Source organism: uncultured Polaribacter sp., assembly GCF_947500975.1.
Lineage (GTDB): Bacteria > Bacteroidota > Bacteroidia > Flavobacteriales > Flavobacteriaceae > Polaribacter.
The window spans coordinates 1-1,093 of the sequence record NZ_CANMUE010000037.1 but is presented as its reverse complement, the minus strand read 5'-3'; the positions used below and the strand labels follow the sequence as shown (position 1 = coordinate 1,093).

Here is a 1,093-nt window from a genome sequence, read left to right as displayed (position 1 = left end):
TTTATATCCAAACACTGCATGGCTATGGCTCATATAAACGGGAACAAGCCCAGAAGGATCAATTATTGCACACAACGGTTGGTATATGAAAAGTAGCGCTGTTGAAAAGCGATACCTTTCGGATTATACACAAGCCGAATTTTTAAATTTTATTAATTATCTTATTTTTGTAAATTTGTCAAATTTAAAAATTTGGCGACTTTCCAAAAATGACCGAACCTTTGTGTTAGCAACAACTTGCGCTATTTTTTATATACGTTGTTGGCAATAGTTTTTATTCTTTTATGTTCAGTAATAGTTTAATATCCTCAATTTTAAATTCAGGAAATTTTTGATTTAACAATGATATTAATTTATTCGTTTCGTAGTGTTTCTCTTTCATTAAGTCAATCAATTTCTTAATGTCTTTTTCTGGGTAAATAAGAGAATACAAAACATATTTTAACCAAAACCTATCAAAATCAGATTTTAAATTTTTCCTTTTAACATTTACGCTTGAAGGGATTTCTTGTCCTTCGTCATTTGTGTATGTGTAATTGATTCTTTTCTCTCTCCATTCATCATTTATTTCTTTTTTCGGAAGCCTTTCTCCGTATTCAGCATTAAAAAATTCTGGTTCAAATTTGTAAATTAAATAAATTATAGAGTTTATATTATTATGAATATCAGTTCCTTTAATTCTATAAATTGTTTCTGCTTTTTTCTGAAATAAAATTAAAGTATCTCTCCATTCGTCATACCATTCATTAATTTCTTTTGTGTGAAATTCTTCTCCGTCACATTCTAAAATTACAATTCTATCGTTATTTTTCAGAGCAATATCCGCTCTAAAATTTCCGCTTATTGTTTTAACCGGAAGTTGAACAATTACTTCAGTTTCATCGGACAAATATTTTGTCAAGTGATTAAGTAAAATCTGTTCAATTGGCGATTCAACTTTGTCAAATTCGTAACTGTGATTTGTGCTAAAATGTTTGCCTAAAATTTCCACTTTTTCGGTTTTCTCAAATTATTGCCAACGTTTTGGTGTATAAAAAGTTGCGATTTTTTACCATCGTTATTTTCCGAAGGAAAATATAAGATTGCCAAAAAA

General features: G+C 28.8%; 1 protein-coding gene. It reads right to left on the bottom strand.

Annotated features, from left to right (window positions below):
• Positions 1–274: 274 nt before the first annotated feature.
• The gene (locus Q0733_RS12910; protein ID WP_298782741.1) at positions 275–991 is read right to left on the bottom strand and encodes a hypothetical protein; all 717 of its coding nucleotides are present in this window, start codon (positions 989–991) and stop codon (positions 275–277) included.
• Between the last annotated feature and the right edge of the window lie 102 nt (positions 992–1,093).